This is a genomic window from Arachnia propionica (assembly GCF_003859805.1).
In the GTDB taxonomy this organism is placed as follows: domain Bacteria; phylum Actinomycetota; class Actinomycetes; order Propionibacteriales; family Propionibacteriaceae; genus Arachnia; species Arachnia propionica_C.
In genome coordinates this window covers 23,093-41,092 of the sequence record NZ_RQZG01000020.1, presented here as the reverse complement: position 1 = coordinate 41,092, position 18,000 = coordinate 23,093, and the positions used below count along the sequence as shown (strand labels likewise).

Below are 18,000 nucleotides of genomic sequence, written 5' to 3'. Positions count from 1 at the left end.
GAGCCACACCGACAATTCTGCCGAAACCAGCAGTGCGGCCCGCAACCATGATGGCTGCGGGCCGCACCGACGGGCGCTGGGATCAGCGGGTCACCTTGCCTGCCTTGATGCAGGAGGTGCACACGTTGAGGCGCTTGGGGGTGCCGTCAACGGTCGCGCGGACGCGCTGGATGTTCGGGTTCCAGCGGCGGTTGGTCTTCTTCTTCGACCAGGGCACGTTGTGACCGAAGCCGGGTCCCTTGGCGCAGACATCGCACACGGCAGCCATCGGAATCTCCTTGTCGCTTGGGCCAGACGCGAAGCGCCTGGTTCACTCTTCGCTCATCACCCGCAGTGCGGGCAACCGGAAGATCATAACCCGCAGTGCGCCAGAACCCCAAACTGCCGCGACAGCGCCCTCAGGTGGCGACGACCACGGGCACGATCATGGGACGCCGCCGCAGCCGCTTCGAGACCCAGGCCCCGATGGTGCGACGGATCACCTGCTGGATGCGGTACTCGTCGTCCACCCCGTCGGCCAGGGCCTGCTCGATGGCGGTGACGAGCTGCCGCTTGACGTCCTCGAAGACGGAGGCCTCCTCCGCGAACCCCCGGGTGTGGATGTCCGGGCCGGCCACGAGACGCCGACTGTGGAAGTTCACCACCGCGACCACCGAGATGAAGCCCTCCTCCCCCAGGATCAGCCGGTCCGAGATGGAATCGGTGATGTCACCGACGGTGGAGCCGTCGACGAAGACGTAGGCCGCATCGACCCGTCCCACCTTGCGGGCCCGACCATCGGCGAGGTCCACCACGTCGCCGTCCTCGCACACCACCGTGTTCTCGGCTGGCACCCCGGTGGCGATGGCCAGCTTGGCGTTGGCGATGAGGTGCCGGATCTCCCCGTGCACCGGCATCACGTTGCGAGGCTTGAGGATGTTGTAGCAGTACAGCAGTTCCCCGGCCGAGGCGTGCCCGGAGACGTGGACGAAAGCATTGCCCTTGTGGACCACCTGGGCACCGAGCTTGGTCAGGCCGTTGATGACCCGGTAGACGGAGTTCTCGTTCCCGGGGATGAGGGAACTGGCCAGCAGCACGATGTCGCCGGGACCGAGTTCGATGACCGGGTGCTCCCGGTTCGCGATCCGGCTGAGCGCCGCCAGTGGCTCACCCTGGGATCCGGTGGAGATGATGACCACCTCGTCGTCGCGGTACTTGTCGATGTCCTTCATCTCGATCAGCACGTCGCCCGGCACGTGCAGGTAGCCCAGATCCCTGGCCGTGGCCATGTTCCGCACCATGGAACGCCCGACATAGGCCACCTTCCGGCCGTGCTTGACCGCGAGGTTCAGCACCTGCTGGACCCGGTGCACGTGGCTGGCGAAGCAGGCGACCACGAGCTTGTGCTGGGCCTGGTCGAAGACCCGGGCCATCGACGGCTCGATGTCCTTCTCCAGCGGGGTGAAGCCCGGGGTCTCGGCATTCGTCGAGTCCGGCATGAACAGGTCCACACCCTCCTCGGCGAGGCGGGCGAAACCCCTGAGGTCGGTGAGCCTGCCGTCCAGCGGGAGCTGGTCCATCTTGAAGTCACCGGTGTGCAGGACGGTCCCTGCCCTGGTCCGCAGCGCCACGGCCAGGCCGTCGGGGATGGAGTGGTTGACGGCGAAGAACTCCAGCTCGAAGTTGCCGGCGCGGTGCCGCTCCCCCTCCTTCACCTGATGGAGCTGGTAGCCCCGGATGCGGTGCTCCTTGAGCTTCGCCGCCACCAGCGCGAGGGTCAACTTGGAGCCGTAGATCGGGATGTCGGCGCGCTGCTTGAGCAGGTACGGGACAGCGCCGATGTGGTCCTCGTGGCCGTGGGTCAACACGAGGGCCCGGATGTCGTCGAGCCGACCATCCAGGATGTCCAGGGCCGGGAGGATGAGATCCACCCCTGGGTGGCGTTCCTCGGGGAACAGCACGCCGCAGTCGACGAGTGCGATCTCCCCGTCGATCTCGAAGGAGGCACTGTTGCGTCCGACGTCGCCGAGCCCGCCGAGCGGGATGATGCGAAGGGTGCCTGGTTTGAGTTCTGGGGGCGTGCGAAGTTCACTCACCCCTCAAGGGTAGCCCTCCTGCTCCCCTCGACCCCCGACACGACGCCATTCCTGGAGGCCGACCGGATCGACGACACGCCAACACACGACGAGAAGAGGTGTTTCCTCACCGATGCCGCCCGCGGCGGGAGGAATGTTGTTAGGGTGACAGACGAGATTGCATCTCGACGAGGAGGAAACAATGCACCCCACCCTCACTCGACGCTCCGCCCTGATGGGAGCAGGTACAGCACTGGCCGCAGGACTGAGCGCGTGCGCTCCTCCCAACCCGGGAGCGGTCAATGCCGATCCACCCCTGCCACCGGCCGATGGACCGGTCACGATCACGTACTGGGCATGGCTCAAGGACCTCCAGAAGGTCTGTGACGTGTTCAACGCCACCCAGGACCGGATCCGCGTGGAGGCCACGTGGATCCCCAGCGGCAACAACGGCGGCTACGCCAAGATCCTCTCCGCGGTCGCAGCCGGTGGTGGCCCTGACATCGCGCAGGTCGAACTTCGCACCCTGCCCGAGTTCGCACTCGCCGGTGCGCTGGTGGACCTGAACCGTTACGGCTTCAGCGACCACTTCGACGCCTTCGACCCCGGGGCACTGGCCCAGGCGAGGGTCGGCGATTCGGTCTGGGGGGTCCCGCAGGACACCGGCCCCGTCGCCATGTTCTACAACCGCGAGGTGCTCGAGGGGGAGCTCGGTCTGCGGGTGCCGCGCACCTGGGATGAGTTCCGCGAGATCTGCGGTACCGCCAGGGACAGCGGGAGGAGCCTCATCTCCTTGGACCCGACGGACGGGTCATATCTCGTGTCGTGGGCGATGCAGTCCGGTGCCACGTGGTTCCGACCACAAGGAGACGGCTGGGTGGTCGACATGACCGACGATGCGTCGATGCGGGTGGCGCAGTTCTGGGACCAGATCCTCGTGGACAAGCTGGTCAGCACGGGTTACGGAGCATTTTCCACGCCCTGGATGGCGGCCGCGGGTGAGGGCAGGGTGCTGTCCACCATCAGCGGGTCATGGAGCGACGCACTCATCGAATCGGTGCCGGGAGGCTCCGGCAAATGGGCCGTGGCCCCGATGCCCGTCTGGCCCGACGGCCACGCCTCCGGCGCGCACGGCGGTTCGTCGGCGGCCATCATCTCCACCAGCGCCCATCCAGCGGAAGCCCTCGAGTTCTGCACCTGGATGTGCACCGACCCGGCGGGCATCGACGCCATGATCGAGTTCTCCGGCATCGGTTGGTCCCCGGCTGCCGACCACATGGGAGCCACCCGGCAACAGCCCTCCGAGTTCTTCTCTGGACAGAACTACAACGAGGAGGTCATCAAGGACATGGCGGCCGGACAGAACCTGGATTGGACCTGGGCGCCGCTGATGGAACGGGCCATGGCACTCATCGGTGACGGCATGAGCGCAGCGATCAACGGCGAGAGACCACTGGTCGACATGTTCGCCGACTCACAGGCCAGGCTCGTGACGATCATGCGTGAACTCGGCCTGAACGCGGAGGAGGCACGATGAGGTCAAGAACCGCCCCATGGCTCCTGCTGAGCCCGTTCCTGGTGGTCTTCATCGGGACCGTGATCGTGCCGATCTGCATGGCCGTCGGCTACTCCTTCACCCGCGTCGAACGTTCCGGCCTGCTCGGGGAGACCGGAGTGAAAAGCGTCTTCGCCGGGTTCGAGAACTATGCGGCAGCCCTGGCCAACCAGAACTTCATCACCTCGATCGGACGAATGATCCTCTTCGGCGTCGTGCAGGTCACCGTGATGATCATCGCGGCAACCCTGCTCGCGCTGCTGCTGGAGAGCGTCAGCGCCCGCTGGCCGGGCTTCTTCCGTGCCGCCTACTTCATGCCCTACGGCATCCCCGGAGTCATCGCGACCATCCTGTGGTCCTTCCTCTACATCCCCGGTCTCAGCCCCATCGTCGACACCTTGCGACTGGTCGGCATCGAGGTTGACTTCCTGGGTCCCGAGACCGTCCTGTGGTCCATCGCGAACATCGTGACCTGGACCTACACCGGCTACAACATGCTCATCATCATCGCCCAGCTCAAGTCGATCCCCGGAGACCTCTACGAGGCGGCGCGGATCGACGGGGCAGGCTCCGCGAGCATCATTCGTCACATTCAGCTGCCGTTGATCCGCCCCGCCCTGATGCTGACGATCATCTTCTCGATCATCGGCACCCTGCAGCTGTTCGCGGAACCGCGGCTGTTGCAGTCGATGAGCTCCGGCATCGCCTCGGAGTACACCCCAAACATGTCGGCCTATGCCTACGCGTTCCAGTACAACATGATCGGCATGGCCGCTGCACAGGCCGTCATCATCGCGGTCTCGGCCTTCATCCTCTCGGCCCTGGCGCTGGGGATCTCACAGTGGACGGAGCGTCGTCGATGAGCACCGCTGACACCCGGCTCAGGCCCCGACACAGCGTCGACGAGCGCTCCGGCGCCCGGGCCGCTGGTCGCAAACCCACCACGACGATCATCGTCACCTCACTGCTGGCCATCGTCGCGATCTACTTCCTGGTCCCGATCTACTGGGTCGTCGTCAACGCCACGAAGAACACCGAGGATCTCTTCGGGACCAGTGGCTTCTGGTTCGGCAACACGTTCCAGTTCCTCGACAACATGCACGCGGTGCTCACGGCCAATGACGGCATCTTCTCCCGGTGGGCGGTGAACTCACTCATCTACTCCGGCATCGGGTCCGTGGCGGCCACCTATTTCGCCGTCGCCGGTGGCTATGCGCTGGCCAAGTACCGGTTCCCGGGCCGCCGGTTCGTCTACGCCCTGGTGCTGGGCGGTGTCCTGGTGCCCGGCACCGCGACCGCGTTGCCGTTGTTCTTCCTGTTCTCGAACCTGGGCCTGACCAACACCTACTGGTCGGTCCTCATCCCGTCCATGGCGAGCCCGTTCGGCCTGTTCCTCGCGTCGATCTACGCCAACGCGGCCCTGCCCGACGAGATGCTGGAATCCGGCCGCATCGACGGGTTGGGCGAGTTGGGGGTCTTCCACCGGATCGCGCTGCCCCAGCTCACCCCGGCGATCGTCACGATCGTGTTGTTCCAGTTCGTCGGCATCTGGAACAACTACTTCCTGCCCCTGGTGATGCTGGCGGACGAGAAGCTCTACCCGATCACACTCGGCCTGGACAACTGGCGAGCCCAGACCGACCGACTGCCAGAGTTCTACCAGCTGACCGTCGGTGGCGCACTGCTGTCGGTGATCCCACTGGCCATCCTGATCCTCGTGCTGCAGCGGTTCTGGCGAGGTGGCCTGACCGAGGGCTCCGTCAAGGGCTGAGTCATCGGGGTCTCGGGACGACTCGGTGGTCGCACGGCGTGACTACACTGGCCGCCATGTCCACTCCCGACTCCGTGCGCCTGGCCATGCCCTCCGAGGCCGTCGATGTGGCCCGCCTGCAACGCAAGGCCTGGTCCCGGACCCCCGGCATGGCACCTGCCCTGGCGGCCTTCCCCGCCGACCAGGCCGTGCGCACCTGGCACGAGGCCATCGTCAAACCCCCGTTGGCGCACTGCCGGGTCCTGGTGGCGCTGCGCCGAGGACAGGTGGTGGGCTTCGCCGTCACCGGCCCGAGCGACGACCCCGACGCCGCCGTCGACGACGGGATGATCGCCGAATTCGTGGTGGACGGCGACGAACTCGCCGACGACGCCGGACGCCTGGTCAACGCGGCCGTCGACACCCTGCGTGCCGACGGCTACGAGACCGCCACCTGGTGGGTCCGAAGCCACGACGACGCCCTGCGCGGATTCCTCGTCGAATGCGGGTGGGCCGCCGATGGCGCCCACCGTGCCCTCGGCTTCGAGGAGGAGACGGAGGCCATCAAGCAGGTGCGCATGATGACCCGGATCGGATCAGAGCCCGAGGACTGACTCCATCCCCACCGTCAGGCCCGGATGGGCGATGACGTGCCGGATCCCGGCCAGCACCCCGGGCATGAAACTGGCCCGGTCGTAGCTGTCGTGCCGGATGGTGAGGGTCTCCCCCGCCGTGCCCAGCAACACCTCCTGATGGGCGACGAGCCCCATCAACCGCACCCCGTGGACATGGATGCCATCCACCACGGCTCCCCGGGCACCGTCGTCGTGGACCGTGGCATCGGGCACCGGGCCCATCCCCGCCGCCTCACGTGCAGCCGCGACCCCCTGCGCCGTCGAGGTCGCCGTACCCGACGGCGCATCAGCCTTGTTCGGGTGGTGCAGCTCAACGATCTCCACACTCGGGTAGAACGGTGCCGCCTTCGCCGCGAACTGCATCATCAGCACCGCCCCGATGGAGAAGTTCGACGCGATGAGCACTCCCACCTCGGGATGCGCCGCGCACAGTTCCCGGACCCGGTCCAATCGCTCCGGGGTGAACCCCGTGGTGCCGATGACCATGCTGATTCCCCGTCCGAGGCACCACTCGATGTTGCCCATCACCGAGTCCGGGTGGGTGAAGTCCACCGCCACCTGGGCCCGGCCGATCTGTTCACGGGGCTCACCGATGTCCACCCCGGCGATGGCATTCATGTCCGGTGCCTGGGTCACGGCCCGCACCACCTCCGAGCCCATCCGTCCACTCGAGCCGAAGATCCCGACCAGGATTTTGTCCATCTGTCTTCCCTTCCATCATCGACAGGGCACCAGTCAACCAGTTTTCACGGCTCACAGGACCCGAACAGGCAGGACGGCCGGGAGCGCACCCGCTCCCGGCCGTCACTGTCACACCGTCATTCCTTCTCGGAGTCCTCGGACTCCTCCACCACGGGGATCAGGCTCAGCTTGCCGCGGTCGTCGATCTCGGAGATCTCCACCTGCAGCTTCTGACCGACCGAGACCACGTCCTCGACGTCCTCCACCCGCTTGCCACCGGCCAGGGCACGCAGCTTGCTGATGTGCAGCAGACCGTCCTTGCCGGGCAGCAGCGAGACGAAGGCGCCGAACGTGGTGATCTTCACCACCGTGCCGAGGTAACGCTCGCCCTTCTCCGGCAGGTGCGGGTTCGCGATCGCGTTGATCGCGGCGACGGCGGCCTCCGCGGCCTCGCCGGTCTCGGCCCCGACGTAGATCGTGCCGTCGTCCTCGATGGCGATGTTCGCGCCCGTGTCGTCCTGGATCTGGTTGATGACCTTGCCCTTGGGGCCGATGACCTCACCGATCTTGTCCACCGGGATGCGGATGGTCACGATGCGCGGAGCGTACGGGCTCATCTCATCCGGGGTGTCGATGGCCTCACCCATCACCTCGAGCAGGGTGTGGCGGGCCTCGCGGGCCTGGAGCAGTGCCTTCTGCAGCTCAGCCGCGGGAATGCCGTTGAGTTTCGTGTCGAGCTGCAACGCCGTCACGAAGTCCTTGGTGCCGGCCACCTTGAAGTCCATGTCACCCAGGGCGTCCTCGGCCCCCAGGATGTCGGTGAGCGCCACGTACTTCGTCTCACCGTCGATCTCCTCGCTCATCAGACCCATGGCGATGCCGGCGACGGGAGCCTTCAGCGGGACGCCCGCATTGAGCAGGGACAACGTCGAGGCGCACACCGACCCCATCGAGGTGGAACCGTTCGACCCCAGTGCCTCGGAGACCTGACGGATGGCGTAGGGGAACTCCTCACGGGTCGGCAGCACCGGGAACAGGGCCCGCTCCGCCAGTGCCCCGTGACCGATCTCACGACGCTTCGGGGAACCGACGCGTCCCGTCTCACCCGTCGAGAACGGCGGGAAGTTGTAGTTGTGCATGTAGCGCTTGGTCGTCTCCGGGGACAGGGAGTCGATCTTCTGTTCCAGGTCCAGCATGTTGAGTGTCGAGACACCGAGGATCTGGGTCTCGCCACGCTGGAACAGGGCCGAACCGTGGACCCGGGGGATGACAGCGACCTCCGCCGACAGGGTACGGATGTCCCGGGTGCCGCGTCCGTCGATGCGAATCCCCTCGGTGAGGGTGCGGTGACGCACGATCTGCTTCGTCAACGACTTCAACGCAGCTGAGATCTCGTTGCCCCGATCCTCGAACCTCTCCGCGAGCTGCTCGGTGACATCGGCGCGGATGGCGTGGGTGGCCTCGTCCCGGTCCTGTTTGCCGGGGATCTGCATGGCCTCGGCGATCCTCGTCGAGGCCAATTCCTCGACGGCGGCGAAGACATCGTCCTCGTAGTCGCGGAAGACCGGGAAGTCGTAGGTCTCCTTCGGCAGCTTGGCCTTCAGCTCCGACTGGGCGTCACAGAGGATCTTGATGAACGGCTTCGCGGCCTCCAGCCCCTGGCCGACGACCTCCTCGGTGGGCGCGGTCTTCCCGGCGCGGACGTTCTCCCAGGTGGCCTCGGTACCACCGGCCTCGACCATCATGATCGCCACGTCGCCGTCGGCCAGCACCCGCCCCGCGACCACCATCTGGAAGGAGGAACGGGCCACCTGCTCGACCGTCGGGAAGCACACCCAGGTCTCGTCGATCAGGGCGATGCGGATACCACCGATGGGACCGGAGAACGGCAGCCCGGCCAGCGTGGTGGACATCGAGGCCGCGTTGATGGCCACGACATCGTAGTAGTGCTTCGGGTTCAGCGACAGGACGTCGACGATGACCTGGACCTCGTTGCGCAGCCCCTTGACGAAGGCAGGACGCAGGGGTCGGTCGATGAGCCGGGCAGCCAGGATGGCGGCCTCGCCGGGGCGTCCCTCGCGACGGAAGAACGAGCCGGGGATGCGCCCGGCAGCATACATCCGCTCCTCGATGTCGACGGTGAGCGGGAAGAAGTCGATGGCGTCACGCGGCGCCTTGGCCGCGGTCGTCGCGGCGAGCAACATCGTGTCGCCGTCCAGGTACACGGCCGCGGATCCATCGGCCTGCTGGGCGAGGATGCCGGATTCGAAACGAATGACGTGACGACCGTACTTGCCGTTGTCGATGACGGCTTCGGTGTATTCGAGACCAGGTCCTTCCATGGACAAAGCTGGCTCCTTTCGGTGGTTTGGCTGCCCGCAGGTCACGGCCAGGCCGCCAGTTCCACCGGCCTTCGATCGAGGCGCGCGGGGCCGTCACCGGACCCGAGAGCCACTACCGAGGACCAGGTGAGACCTCCTGGCGAGCAGCTGAGACGATTTGACGTGGAATTGTTCAACGGAAATCCTACCGGTTTCCCGTCAGAATGCACGAGCGGCAGCCCCACGAGGGTGGGGCTGCCACTTCAGGTGCTGAGGAGATGCTCAGATCAACGACGCAGGCCGAGGCGGGCGATGAGCTCGCGGTAGTGCTCGACGTCCTCACGGGCCACGTAGTTGAGCAGACGGCGGCGCTGGCCGACCATCAGCATCAGACCACGACGGCTGTGGTGGTCACCCTTGTGGACCTTGAGGTGCTCCGTCAGGTGGGAGATCCGCTTGGTCAGCAGGGCGATCTGCACGTCCGGCGATCCGGTGTCACCCGGGGTCTTGGCGTACTCTTCGATGATCTTCTTCTTCTCGGCAGCATCCATGTCCATGGGCTCCTTCCGGTTCGCTGCACGGCGCCCCCGTCGCGGGTGCTGTCGGGGCTCTTACAAGACCGTGGCCGATCTACGGCAACTACGACAGACTATCACCGGATGCCGCTGGCACCCAATCGTCGCCCATCCGGCTGACCCCGATGAGGACAGACGCTAAGGTGACGGCTATTCGCTCCACACGAGAGGACCCTGCCATGGCCGTCATCGTCCGCCCCGTCACCGAAGCCGACCTGCCCGCGCTGCGGGAACAGCAGGTGCGCCCGGAACTCGGCCTGGTCGACGAGCACTTCGCTGCCGCCAGGGCCGGAACCCTGATCTTCGCCGTCGCCGTCGAGGGTGAGGAACTGCTCGGTACGGCCCTGCTCGACTTCGGCCCCGAGGCCCTGGTGCCCGAGCTGCGCAACATGTTCGTCCAGCCCCGGGCACGTCGTCGCGGTGCCGGACGCGCCCTGACCTCCTGGGTCGAGGACCAGGCCCGCTCCGCCGGGTACCGCGAGGTCCACCTGGCGGTGGACCCCAACAACGAGAAGGCGATCCCGCTCTACGTGTCGCTGGACTACCTGCCCACCGGGGAGCACATCCTGGTGGAGACCCCCGAGGTGCCCCAGGTCGTCGAGGGCCTGGAACCCAGCCGCCACTACGCGATCTACAGGAAGTCCCTGTTCACGAGCTGACCGGACCCGCCTCCGACAGTCCGAGGAGCCTGCGGCACTCCGCGACGTCGAGCTGCATCTGGTCGATCAACTGCTCGACCCCGTCGAAACGCACCTGACCGCGCAGTCTGGCCACGAAGTCCACGTCGATGTGCACCCCGTACAGCTCCAGGTCCACCCGGTCCAGGACATGGGTCTCCACCCGACGGTCGACGCCCTCGAAGGTCGGGTTCGAGCCGACGGAGATCGCCGCGGGCAGTCGCTCCCCTCCCCGGGGGGTCAGCCACCCCGCGTAGACACCGTCGGCAGGCACCACCATCTCATCCGGGACGATGAGGTTCGCGGTGGGGAACCCCAGCTCCCGTCCCCGCTGGTCGCCGACCACCACGACCCCGCTGAACCGGAACCAACGACCGAGGTGCTCGGCCACCAGTTCGACGTCCCCGGAGTCCAGGGCGCTGCGGATCAGGCTGGAGCACGTGGTCTGCTCATGGAGGGCCGCGAGCTCGAGGGCACGGACCTCGAAACGTCCGGCGGCCAGCTCACGCAGGGCAGCGACATCGCCTGCGGCCCGGTGCCCGAACCGGAAGTTCTCCCCCACCACCACCACCCGTGGTTCCAGGGGCACCACGAACCGCTCGACGAACTCCTCGGGACTCATCGCGGCCACCTTCTCGTCGAAGCGCACCACCCGCACCTCACGTGCTCCCGCAGCCTTGAGCAGATCGATGCGTTGCTCGAGACCGGTCACGAGTTTCGGCGCGGCCTCCGGGCGAAGCACCGTCAACGGGTGTGGCCAGAAGGTGATGACGACGAGCTCGTCATCACCACGCTCGGCCTGCAGGACGCTCTGATGACCACGGTGGACACCATCGAAGTTGCCGATGGCCACGATGCGGTTTCCACGATTCACGGCCCATACGTTAGCTGGCGCGGACCTCACTCGCACCCGCATGCACGAACGCCGCCCGGTACGGTCGTACCGGGCGGCGTTCGTCCGAGCGTCTCAGCCCTCCTCGAGCACGACGTACAGCTGCCGGGGTCCGTGCACTCCCTCGACCCGGCTCAGCTCGATGTCACTGGTCGCCGAGCCGCCACTGATCCAGGTGACGGGCTGACCGGCGACGACGGCGGGCTTCAACCGGTGGACCGCTTCGGGGACGTCCGAGACCACCGTCTCGGCACGAACCACGCACACGTGACGGTCCGGGACCAGCGTCAGGGCACGCCGTCCCTGGTCAGCCGAGTGGTCCAGCGCGATGGTCCCGGTCTCCGCCATCGAGACCGCGGAGCCGGTGAGCACCGCGTCGATGTCGTTGAGCTGCTGGTGGCTCAGCTGGGTGTCGCGCACCACCTCCAGACCCGCCACCGTCACGGCATCGACCCAGCCCTGAGGGGCACCGTCGGGGATCACGACGGTGCGTGCCCCCAGTTCCTTCAGGGCGGTGACGATGGCCTCACCCGTGCCCGAGGCCGGGGTGCGGGTGATGCGGGCCTTGTAGTCGAGGATGTTCTCGACGAAGGTCTCCAGGACGTCCTCCAGCGGGGTGGGCTGGTCGTAGGCCCAGGTGACGGGGACGTCCTTGACCGGGTCCTTCTCCTTGATGTCCTTGGTGGCCTCACGGATCCGGGCCAGGATCTCCTCACGTGCGCTCACTTCGAGGCCTCCTCTCGTTCCTTCCACCAGTCACGGAAGGTCTGTTTCGGTGGTACGGGCAGGTCACGGGCATTGCTCCACCCGGAGGCCGGCCATGGCAGTGGACCGAAGTGGGACCGTTTGCGGAACAGTCGTCCCGCCATCTTGCTGAAGAACTGGATGAAGGCCAGGTTGCGTCCCTTCGCGAAGATCCAGGCCACCACCTTGAAGATCAGCGACTCGACCGTCGGGCGATGTGCGGTCTTCTTCTGCACCACCTTGTTGCGCATGTGGACCAGGATGTCCGAGATCGGGATCTTCACCGGACACACGTCATTGCAGGCACCGCACAACGTGGAGGCGTAGGGCAGGGACTTGTCGACATCGGAGGCGACCCCTCGCAACTGAGGGGTGAGGATGGCGCCGATGGGGCCGGGGTAGACCGAGCCGTAGGAGTGCCCTCCGACCCGCTCGTAGACGGGGCACACGTTCATGCACGCCGAGCAGCGGATGCAGCGCAGCGCCTCCCGACCCACCGGGTCGGAGAGCACCTTGGTGCGGCCGTTGTCGAGGAGCACGACGTGCAGGTCCTGCGGGCCGTCGCCGGGGGTGACACCGGTCCAGATGGAGGTGTACGGGTTCATCCGCTCACCGGTGGAGCTTCGCGGCAGCAGCCGCAGGAACACCTCGAGGTCCTCGAAGGTCGGCACGAGCTTCTCGATGCCCACCACGGAGATGAGGGTCTCCGGCAGGGTCAGACACATGCGTCCGTTGCCCTCGGACTCGACGATGACCAGCGAGCCCGTCTCCGCGACGATGAAGTTGCCGCCCGAGACGGCCACCTTGGCGCGCAGGAACTTCTCCCTGAGGTGCGTGCGGGCCGCGCCCGCCAGTTCCGGCGGGTTGTCACTGATGCCCTCGGGTGCGGGGGTGCCCCACTGTCCCATCTCCTCCAGGAAGATCTCCCGGACCTCGGAGCGGTTGCGGTGGATGGCCGGCACGAGGATGTGGGACGGCCGGTCGTGGCCCAGCTGGACGATGAGCTCGGCCAGATCGGTCTCCCAGGAGGCGATCCCTGCCTCCTCCAGGGCCTCGTTGAGGTCGATCTCCTGGGTGGCCATCGACTTGATCTTGACCACCTCCTGGGTGTTCTTGCTGCGCACCAGGTCGATGACGATCCGGTTCGCCTCCTCGGCGTCGCGGGCCCAGTGGACCTTGATGCCGGCGGCGGTCATGGCGGCCTCGGCCTGGATCAGGTACTGGTCGAGGTGCCGCCCCACCCGGTTCTTGATCTGCTCCCCGGCCTCGCGCAGTTCCTCCCAGTTCGCCACCTCTGAGGCGCGAGTGGCCCGCTTGGCACGGATCACGGAGGTGGCGTGGTGGAGGTTCTTGCGCAGCTGCTGGTTGTCCAGTGCACTCTTGACGGCCTTCGGGAAGGCGGGCATCCCCAGATAGGTGCCGGACGGTGGTGCCGGGGTGAGTCGCCTGCGAGTCTCGGTGACGGTCATGCTGCTTCTCCTTCCGTGTGGGCCAGGATCTCGGCCAGGTGGATCGGCTTGACCCCGGCCTTCATCCGGTGGAGCAGGCCGGTGATGTGCATCAGGCAGGCGTTGTCGCCGGTGACGACGTACTCCGCGCCCGTCGACTTGACGTTGCGGGCCTTGTCAGAGCCCATCGCGACGGAGACATCGGGGTTCTTGACGGAGAACGTCCCACCGAAGCCGCAGCATTGGTCCGCATCGGGCAGTGGTGCCAGATCGATGCCCCGAACCGCCTGGAGCAGCTGGTAGGGCCGGTCCCCCACCTTCGCCACACGTGCGGAGTGGCAGGTCGGGTGGTAGGTGACGCGGTGCGGGAAGTACGCACCGACATCGGTGACACCGAGCACGTCGACGAGGAACTCCGTGAAGTCGTAGGAACGCTTCACCAGCTCATCCGCGGTCTTCTTCAGTCCCGCGTCACCGGCACGTTCGGCGAGCATCGGGTGCTGGTGTCGCACCGCACCGACGCAGGAGCCGGACGGCCCGACGATGTAGTCGTAACCCTCGAAGGCCCGGGCGTAGCTCTTCACGGAGGTCAGGGCCTCCTTGAAGTAGCCGGTGTTGGTGTGCATCTGCCCACAGCAGGTCTGCTCCTTGGGGAACACGACCGTGCAGCCGAGGCGCTCCAACACCTTGACCACCGCGATGGGGGTGGTGGGGAACAGCGTGTCGTTGAGACAGGTGGCGAACAGGGCCACCGTCTTTCCGGTTCCAGGTGCCATGTCTCTCTCCTTGTTGACGAGGCAGTCCAGTAGGGGTTCAGGGAAGCAGCCAGCTGAGCACCGGGGTGGACATCAACCCGGAGATCACGCAGAGCAGGATGAGCAGGATGAAGCTCCAGGCGATGATGCGGCGCAGGATGGCCGACTCGCTGCCGGCCAGGCCGATTGCGCTGGCGGCGATCGCGAGGGACTGTGGCGAGATCATCTTGCCCACGACACCGCCGGCGGCATTGGAGCCGACGAGCAGGGCCCGCATCTTCTCCACGCCCAGCGCCGAGGCATCACCGATCTGCTGACCCACACCGGACTGGAGGTTGGAGAACAGGATGTTGGCCGAGGTGTCGGAGCCGGTGACATAGGTGCCGATCCAGCCGAGCACAGGCGCGAAGAATGGGTAGATGGCTCCTGCCCCGGCGAAGAACATGCCGAGTGCCAGCGTCTGACCGGAGTCGCCCATCACGTAGGCCAGGGCCACCACCGAGCCGATGGTCAGCATGGCGAACTTCATCTTCTTGACATTGACCCACAGCTCCTTGAACAGGTCCGACACCGAGACCCGGTAGACCACTGCGGTCAACACCGCCACCAGGGCGAGCAGGATGCCCGGGGTCGATGCCCAGGCGAAGGTGTAGCTCTGGTGCGAGGAAGCAGCGCCATTCACGTCGAGGAGCCCGTCGAGCCCCGGCCAGGCGAACGCGATGTCCCCCTTCTTCAAGAAGCTCTTGATGGCCGGGACGGCTGCCAGACCAAAGATCACGATGACCATGAGGTAGGGCACGAGGGCCATGAAGATGCGGCCGCCGGTGAGGTTGGAGGTGTCGGGTGCCTGGGCCTCGACCGGCTCGGTCTCCAGTTCCGGATCGACCGCCTGACCGATGCGGGGGATGGCCTCCGCCCCACCCTGGGCCTTCCAGACGCGGGTGAAGACGATGGCCACACCGACGGTGACCACGGCGGCGATGAGCTCGGTCAGGTTGTACAGCGGGGTGGCCGAGACGATCCACTTGACCACGCCGAAGGTGATGCCGACGACGAGCCCGACGGGCCAGCACTGCGTGACCCCCTGCTTGCCGTCCATGACCGCCAGCAGCAGGAAGGGCACCACGAGGCAGAGCATCGCGGTGATCTGACCCGTGATCGGCGAGATCGCCAGCACGTTGTCCCCGAACCCACCGGTCTTCGCGGCCATCAGCACCGGAAGACCGACGGCACCGAAGGCCACGGGAACCGTGTTGGCCAGCAGGGCGATCAGAGCCGCCCGGATCTTGGAGAAACCGATGGCCACGAGCATCACCGCAGTGATGGCGACGGGAGCCCCGAAACCGGCCAGGGCCTCCAGCAGACCACCGAAGCAGAAGGCGATCAGCAGTCCCAGCACCCGGGGGTCGTCGCTGATGAGGAAGAAGGTGTTGCGCAGGTCCTCGAAGCGTCCTGAGATGACCGTCACCTGGTACATCCAGATCGCCATGAGCAGGATCCACACAATGGGGAACAGGCCGTAGATGAAACCGTGGACGCTGGTCGACAGCGCCATGAGGGCGGGCATCTTGAAGGCCAGGACGGCCACGAGGAACGCGAGTGCCCAGGAGACGGCACCTGCCACGTGTGCCTTCCACCTGAGCGCGCCCAGCGTGATGAGCATGCAGGCGATCGGGATGAGCGCCACCAGTGCCGAGAGCCATTGGGCCCCCAGCGGGTTCAGTGAGGGTTGGAAGCCCTCCAGCAGGATCCACATGGGTTGAACTCCATCGTCCGCCGGGCCCACCGCGGACCCGAATTGGTCCGACCTTAACATCTCCAGCTTCGCGACACGCTGTCGGGGTGGCAAAAGGTCCGACCGACCTGCGCACATGCCTGCATCAGGCACCTCGGAGGTGCCAGAATGAGAGCGTGTCCATTGACGAACGCAAGGCCCACCAGCTCGCCCTCGACCACATCGAGAGCGAGCTGCTGACGGGGAACTACCCCGTCGGCACGAAACTGCCTTCGGAACGGGAACTCGCCGAACAGCTGGGAGTCAGCCGTGGTGCCGTGCGTGAGGCCATCCGGGTGCTGCAGGCCCAGGGCATCCTCGAGTCCCTGCCCGGCCCCGGCCGAGGCACCCGCATCATCGCCGGCCACACCGAGGCCCTGGGCAGGCTCCTCCGCCTCCACCTGGCGGTCACCACCACCTCGGCTGCCGACCTCACCGAGACCCGCAGCGCCCTGGAACGCGCCACCGCGTCCCTCGCAGCCCGGCACCGGGACACCACCGCCCTGAAACGCATGTCAGAGCTGATGGCACGCATGGACGACGAGTGCGAACTCACCCCGTTCAACCTGCTGGACACCGAGTTCCACCTCGAGATCGCACAGGCCGCCCGGCACTCCTTCATCGGCGATCTCACCTGCGCCATCAGATTGGCCCTCCGGGACCCCATCCACCGCGCCTCCGTCGCCATGCCCAACTGGCAGGACCTGCGCTCGACGCTCTGCAGTCAGCATCGCGGCATCCTGGAGGCCATCAGTGATGGTGACCAGGAAACCGCCGCTGAACGGATGGACGAACACATCCGCAGCGCCTACGCGATCCTCAGACCTGAACTGTGAGTCACACCAGCACCGCGATGGGGCGCGCACCCTCGCCGTCGGGACGGTAGAGCCCCAGCAGCTCACCTTCCGGTGAGACCAGTCCCGTGACGGCCGCCGGAACCGATCGAGTGATGCGACGGCCGAACCGGACATCCGCCGAGGTGGCCTCATCCAGATCCAGGCAGGGGAAACTCAACCGCGCGGCGGTCGCCATCGCCATCAGCTCCGGGGGTTCCTCCCCCAGCTCCACGGCGAGCGACAGGTCATAGGCCCCGATGCGGGTACGACGCAGCGAGGTGAGGTGACCACCCACCCCGAGCGAGGCGCCCAGGTCACGGGCGATGGCCCGGATGTAGGTGCCGGAGCTGCACTCCACGTCGACGTCCAGCTCCAGCACACCGTCACCGGGGCGGGACGCCAGGACCTCCAGACGTGAGACCTCGACCTCACGGGCCTTCAGCTCCACCTCCACCCCCTGCCGCACCAGGTCGTAGGCCCGCCTGCCCCGCACCTTGATCGCAGAGACCGCGGAAGGCACCTGGGAGATGACCCCCCTGAGCGGCTGCAGGGCCTGTTCGACCTCCTGCGGTGCCAGCCCGCTGGCATCGGCGACGACCTGCACCTCACCGTCGGCGTCATCGGTGGTTGATGACTCCCCCAGACGGATGGTGGCCAGGTACCGCTTGTCATGGAGCGCCAGGTGACCGAGCAACCGGGTGGCCCGGTTCACCCCCAGGATCAGCACCCCGGTCGCCATCGGGTCGAGGGTACCGGCATGACCGATCCTCCGCGTGCCGAGCAACCGGCGGAGCCTCCCCACCACCTGGTGTGAGGTCAACCCCGCCGGTTTGTCGACGACGACGATCCCGGAGGCCGAGGTCACTCGTCCTCGTCGGTCTCGCGTGGCCTCTGGTAGGGGTCCGCCTCACCCGCGAAGGACTTGCCGACGGCCTGCGCGGCCACCTCCGCATCCTGGGCGGCCGCCCGGGCCAGCAGGTCCTCGATGCTGCGCGCCGCCTCAGGGGTGGCATCCATCACGAAGGTGAGCGACGGCGTGTGTCGCAGACCCAGCTGGGAGCCGAGGGTCGATCGCAGCATCCCCGTCGCCGAGGTCAACGCGGCAGCCGTTCCAGCACGGTCGGAGTCATCCCCCATCACCGTGTAGAACACCGTCGCCTCCCGGTTGTCACCGGTCAGCCTGACATCGGTGAGGGTGACGAAACCGAGCCTCGGGTCCTTCACCCGCCGCTCGATGGCGGAGGCGAGGATCACCTTGATCTGGTCAGCAAGTTTGGCATTCCTTGGATTGGGCATCTCATCC

Annotated in this window: 18 protein-coding genes; 6 read left to right on the top strand and 12 right to left on the bottom strand. The window is 66.6% G+C overall.

The annotated features are described in order from the left end of the window. Positions 1-82 precede the first annotated feature (82 nt). Both rpmB and EII34_RS14210 read right to left on the bottom strand, forming a co-directional pair. The gene (gene rpmB, locus EII34_RS14215; RefSeq protein WP_124845836.1) at positions 83-268 is read right to left on the bottom strand and encodes a 50S ribosomal protein L28; all 186 of its coding nucleotides are present in this window, start codon (positions 266-268) and stop codon (positions 83-85) included. Between the two features lie 130 nt (positions 269-398). Then, positions 399-2,075, bottom strand: coding sequence for a ribonuclease J (locus tag EII34_RS14210; RefSeq protein WP_124845835.1), 1,677 nt, complete (start codon positions 2,073-2,075; stop codon positions 399-401). 181 nt (positions 2,076-2,256) lie between these two features. Between EII34_RS14210 and EII34_RS14205 the strand changes: the two genes are divergently transcribed. Genes EII34_RS14205 through EII34_RS14190 form a run of 4 tightly spaced genes read left to right on the top strand, consistent with a single transcriptional unit; the run spans position 2,257 to position 5,973 of the window. Further along, complete coding sequence (locus EII34_RS14205) at positions 2,257-3,591, top strand: ABC transporter substrate-binding protein (RefSeq protein ID WP_124845834.1); 1,335 nt, start codon at positions 2,257-2,259, stop codon at positions 3,589-3,591. Next, positions 3,588-4,472 (top strand): carbohydrate ABC transporter permease, encoded by an 885-nt coding sequence (locus EII34_RS14200; RefSeq protein ID WP_124845833.1) that lies wholly within the window; start codon positions 3,588-3,590, stop codon positions 4,470-4,472. The genes EII34_RS14205 and EII34_RS14200 overlap by 4 nt, the downstream gene beginning before the upstream one ends. Next, positions 4,469-5,380: a carbohydrate ABC transporter permease gene (locus EII34_RS14195; protein WP_124845832.1), complete on the top strand. Its 912-nt coding sequence runs from the start codon at positions 4,469-4,471 to the stop codon at positions 5,378-5,380. The genes EII34_RS14200 and EII34_RS14195 overlap by 4 nt, the downstream gene beginning before the upstream one ends. 56 nt (positions 5,381-5,436) lie before the next feature. Continuing rightward, on the top strand, positions 5,437-5,973 hold the full coding sequence (locus EII34_RS14190) for a GNAT family N-acetyltransferase (RefSeq protein WP_124845831.1): 537 nt from the start codon (positions 5,437-5,439) through the stop codon (positions 5,971-5,973). Here EII34_RS14190 and dapB read toward each other — a convergent pair. The 3 genes from dapB to rpsO all read right to left on the bottom strand — a co-directional run bounded on the left by dapB (position 5,956) and on the right by rpsO (position 9,547). Continuing rightward, positions 5,956-6,696: a 4-hydroxy-tetrahydrodipicolinate reductase gene (dapB, locus tag EII34_RS14185; protein ID WP_124845830.1), complete on the bottom strand. Its 741-nt coding sequence runs from the start codon at positions 6,694-6,696 to the stop codon at positions 5,956-5,958. The genes EII34_RS14190 and dapB overlap by 18 nt on opposite strands. A 116-nt stretch (positions 6,697-6,812) precedes the next feature. Beyond that, positions 6,813-9,017: a polyribonucleotide nucleotidyltransferase gene (locus EII34_RS14180; protein ID WP_124845829.1), complete on the bottom strand. Its 2,205-nt coding sequence runs from the start codon at positions 9,015-9,017 to the stop codon at positions 6,813-6,815. A 266-nt stretch (positions 9,018-9,283) separates the two neighbouring features. Next, the gene (gene rpsO / locus EII34_RS14175; protein ID WP_124845849.1) at positions 9,284-9,547 is read right to left on the bottom strand and encodes a 30S ribosomal protein S15; all 264 of its coding nucleotides are present in this window, start codon (positions 9,545-9,547) and stop codon (positions 9,284-9,286) included. A gap of 203 nt (positions 9,548-9,750) precedes the next feature. Here rpsO and EII34_RS14170 point away from each other — a divergent pair, with 203 nt between their 5' ends. Next, positions 9,751-10,230, top strand: coding sequence for a GNAT family N-acetyltransferase (locus tag EII34_RS14170; protein ID WP_185711359.1), 480 nt, complete (start codon positions 9,751-9,753; stop codon positions 10,228-10,230). On the opposite strand, the gene EII34_RS14165 is transcribed toward EII34_RS14170, so the two are convergent. The 5 genes from EII34_RS14165 to EII34_RS14145 all read right to left on the bottom strand — a co-directional run bounded on the left by EII34_RS14165 (position 10,220) and on the right by EII34_RS14145 (position 15,843). After that, positions 10,220-11,122 (bottom strand): bifunctional riboflavin kinase/FAD synthetase, encoded by a 903-nt coding sequence (locus EII34_RS14165; protein WP_260425174.1) that lies wholly within the window; start codon positions 11,120-11,122, stop codon positions 10,220-10,222. The two genes, EII34_RS14170 and EII34_RS14165, sit on opposite strands and share 11 nt — an antisense overlap. A 93-nt stretch (positions 11,123-11,215) precedes the next feature. Further along, positions 11,216-11,866 carry a LutC/YkgG family protein gene (locus EII34_RS14160; protein WP_124845826.1) on the bottom strand — a complete coding sequence of 217 codons (651 nt, stop codon included), beginning with the start codon at positions 11,864-11,866 and terminating at the stop codon, positions 11,216-11,218. Further along, the gene (locus EII34_RS14155; RefSeq protein ID WP_124845825.1) at positions 11,863-13,353 is read right to left on the bottom strand and encodes a LutB/LldF family L-lactate oxidation iron-sulfur protein; all 1,491 of its coding nucleotides are present in this window, start codon (positions 13,351-13,353) and stop codon (positions 11,863-11,865) included. The genes EII34_RS14160 and EII34_RS14155 overlap by 4 nt, the downstream gene beginning before the upstream one ends. Beyond that, a complete protein-coding gene (locus tag EII34_RS14150) occupies positions 13,350-14,108 on the bottom strand; it encodes a (Fe-S)-binding protein (protein ID WP_124845824.1) in 759 nt (252 codons plus the stop codon). The genes EII34_RS14155 and EII34_RS14150 overlap by 4 nt, the downstream gene beginning before the upstream one ends. A 37-nt stretch (positions 14,109-14,145) precedes the next feature. Continuing rightward, positions 14,146-15,843 carry an L-lactate permease gene (locus EII34_RS14145; RefSeq protein WP_124845823.1) on the bottom strand — a complete coding sequence of 566 codons (1,698 nt, stop codon included), beginning with the start codon at positions 15,841-15,843 and terminating at the stop codon, positions 14,146-14,148. Positions 15,844-15,998: 155 nt separating this feature from the next. Here EII34_RS14145 and EII34_RS14140 point away from each other — a divergent pair, with 155 nt between their 5' ends. Next, the gene (locus EII34_RS14140) at positions 15,999-16,697 is read left to right on the top strand and encodes a FadR/GntR family transcriptional regulator (protein ID WP_124845822.1); all 699 of its coding nucleotides are present in this window, start codon (positions 15,999-16,001) and stop codon (positions 16,695-16,697) included. Position 16,698: 1 nt separating this feature from the next. On the opposite strand, the gene truB is transcribed toward EII34_RS14140, so the two are convergent. Together truB and rbfA are read right to left on the bottom strand one after the other, a co-directional pair. Next, positions 16,699-17,562: a tRNA pseudouridine(55) synthase TruB gene (gene truB / locus EII34_RS14135; RefSeq protein ID WP_124845821.1), complete on the bottom strand. Its 864-nt coding sequence runs from the start codon at positions 17,560-17,562 to the stop codon at positions 16,699-16,701. Continuing rightward, complete coding sequence (gene rbfA, locus EII34_RS14130) at positions 17,559-17,993, bottom strand: 30S ribosome-binding factor RbfA (RefSeq protein ID WP_124845820.1); 435 nt, start codon at positions 17,991-17,993, stop codon at positions 17,559-17,561. Before rbfA ends, truB begins: the two co-directional genes overlap by 4 nt. Positions 17,994-18,000 lie beyond the last annotated feature (7 nt).

What these genes read in the sequence shown, in the direction of transcription:
- rpmB (WP_124845836.1), bottom strand. Translation starts at nt 268, where the DNA reads ATGGCTGCCGTGTGCGATGTCTGCGCCAAGGGACCCGGCTTCGGTCAC.
- EII34_RS14205 (WP_124845834.1), top strand. Translation starts at nt 2,257, where the DNA reads ATGCACCCCACCCTCACTCGACGCTCCGCCCTGATGGGAGCAGGTACA.
- EII34_RS14200 (WP_124845833.1), top strand. Translation starts at nt 3,588, where the DNA reads ATGAGGTCAAGAACCGCCCCATGGCTCCTGCTGAGCCCGTTCCTGGTG.
- EII34_RS14195 (WP_124845832.1), top strand. Translation starts at nt 4,469, where the DNA reads ATGAGCACCGCTGACACCCGGCTCAGGCCCCGACACAGCGTCGACGAG.
- EII34_RS14190 (WP_124845831.1), top strand. Translation starts at nt 5,437, where the DNA reads ATGTCCACTCCCGACTCCGTGCGCCTGGCCATGCCCTCCGAGGCCGTC.
- dapB (WP_124845830.1), bottom strand. Translation starts at nt 6,696, where the DNA reads ATGGACAAAATCCTGGTCGGGATCTTCGGCTCGAGTGGACGGATGGGC.
- EII34_RS14180 (WP_124845829.1), bottom strand. Translation starts at nt 9,017, where the DNA reads ATGGAAGGACCTGGTCTCGAATACACCGAAGCCGTCATCGACAACGGC.
- rpsO (WP_124845849.1), bottom strand. Translation starts at nt 9,547, where the DNA reads ATGGATGCTGCCGAGAAGAAGAAGATCATCGAAGAGTACGCCAAGACC.
- EII34_RS14170 (WP_185711359.1), top strand. Translation starts at nt 9,751, where the DNA reads ATGGCCGTCATCGTCCGCCCCGTCACCGAAGCCGACCTGCCCGCGCTG.
- EII34_RS14155 (WP_124845825.1), bottom strand. Translation starts at nt 13,353, where the DNA reads ATGACCGTCACCGAGACTCGCAGGCGACTCACCCCGGCACCACCGTCC.
- EII34_RS14150 (WP_124845824.1), bottom strand. Translation starts at nt 14,108, where the DNA reads ATGGCACCTGGAACCGGAAAGACGGTGGCCCTGTTCGCCACCTGTCTC.
- EII34_RS14145 (WP_124845823.1), bottom strand. Translation starts at nt 15,843, where the DNA reads ATGTGGATCCTGCTGGAGGGCTTCCAACCCTCACTGAACCCGCTGGGG.
- rbfA (WP_124845820.1), bottom strand. Translation starts at nt 17,993, where the DNA reads ATGCCCAATCCAAGGAATGCCAAACTTGCTGACCAGATCAAGGTGATC.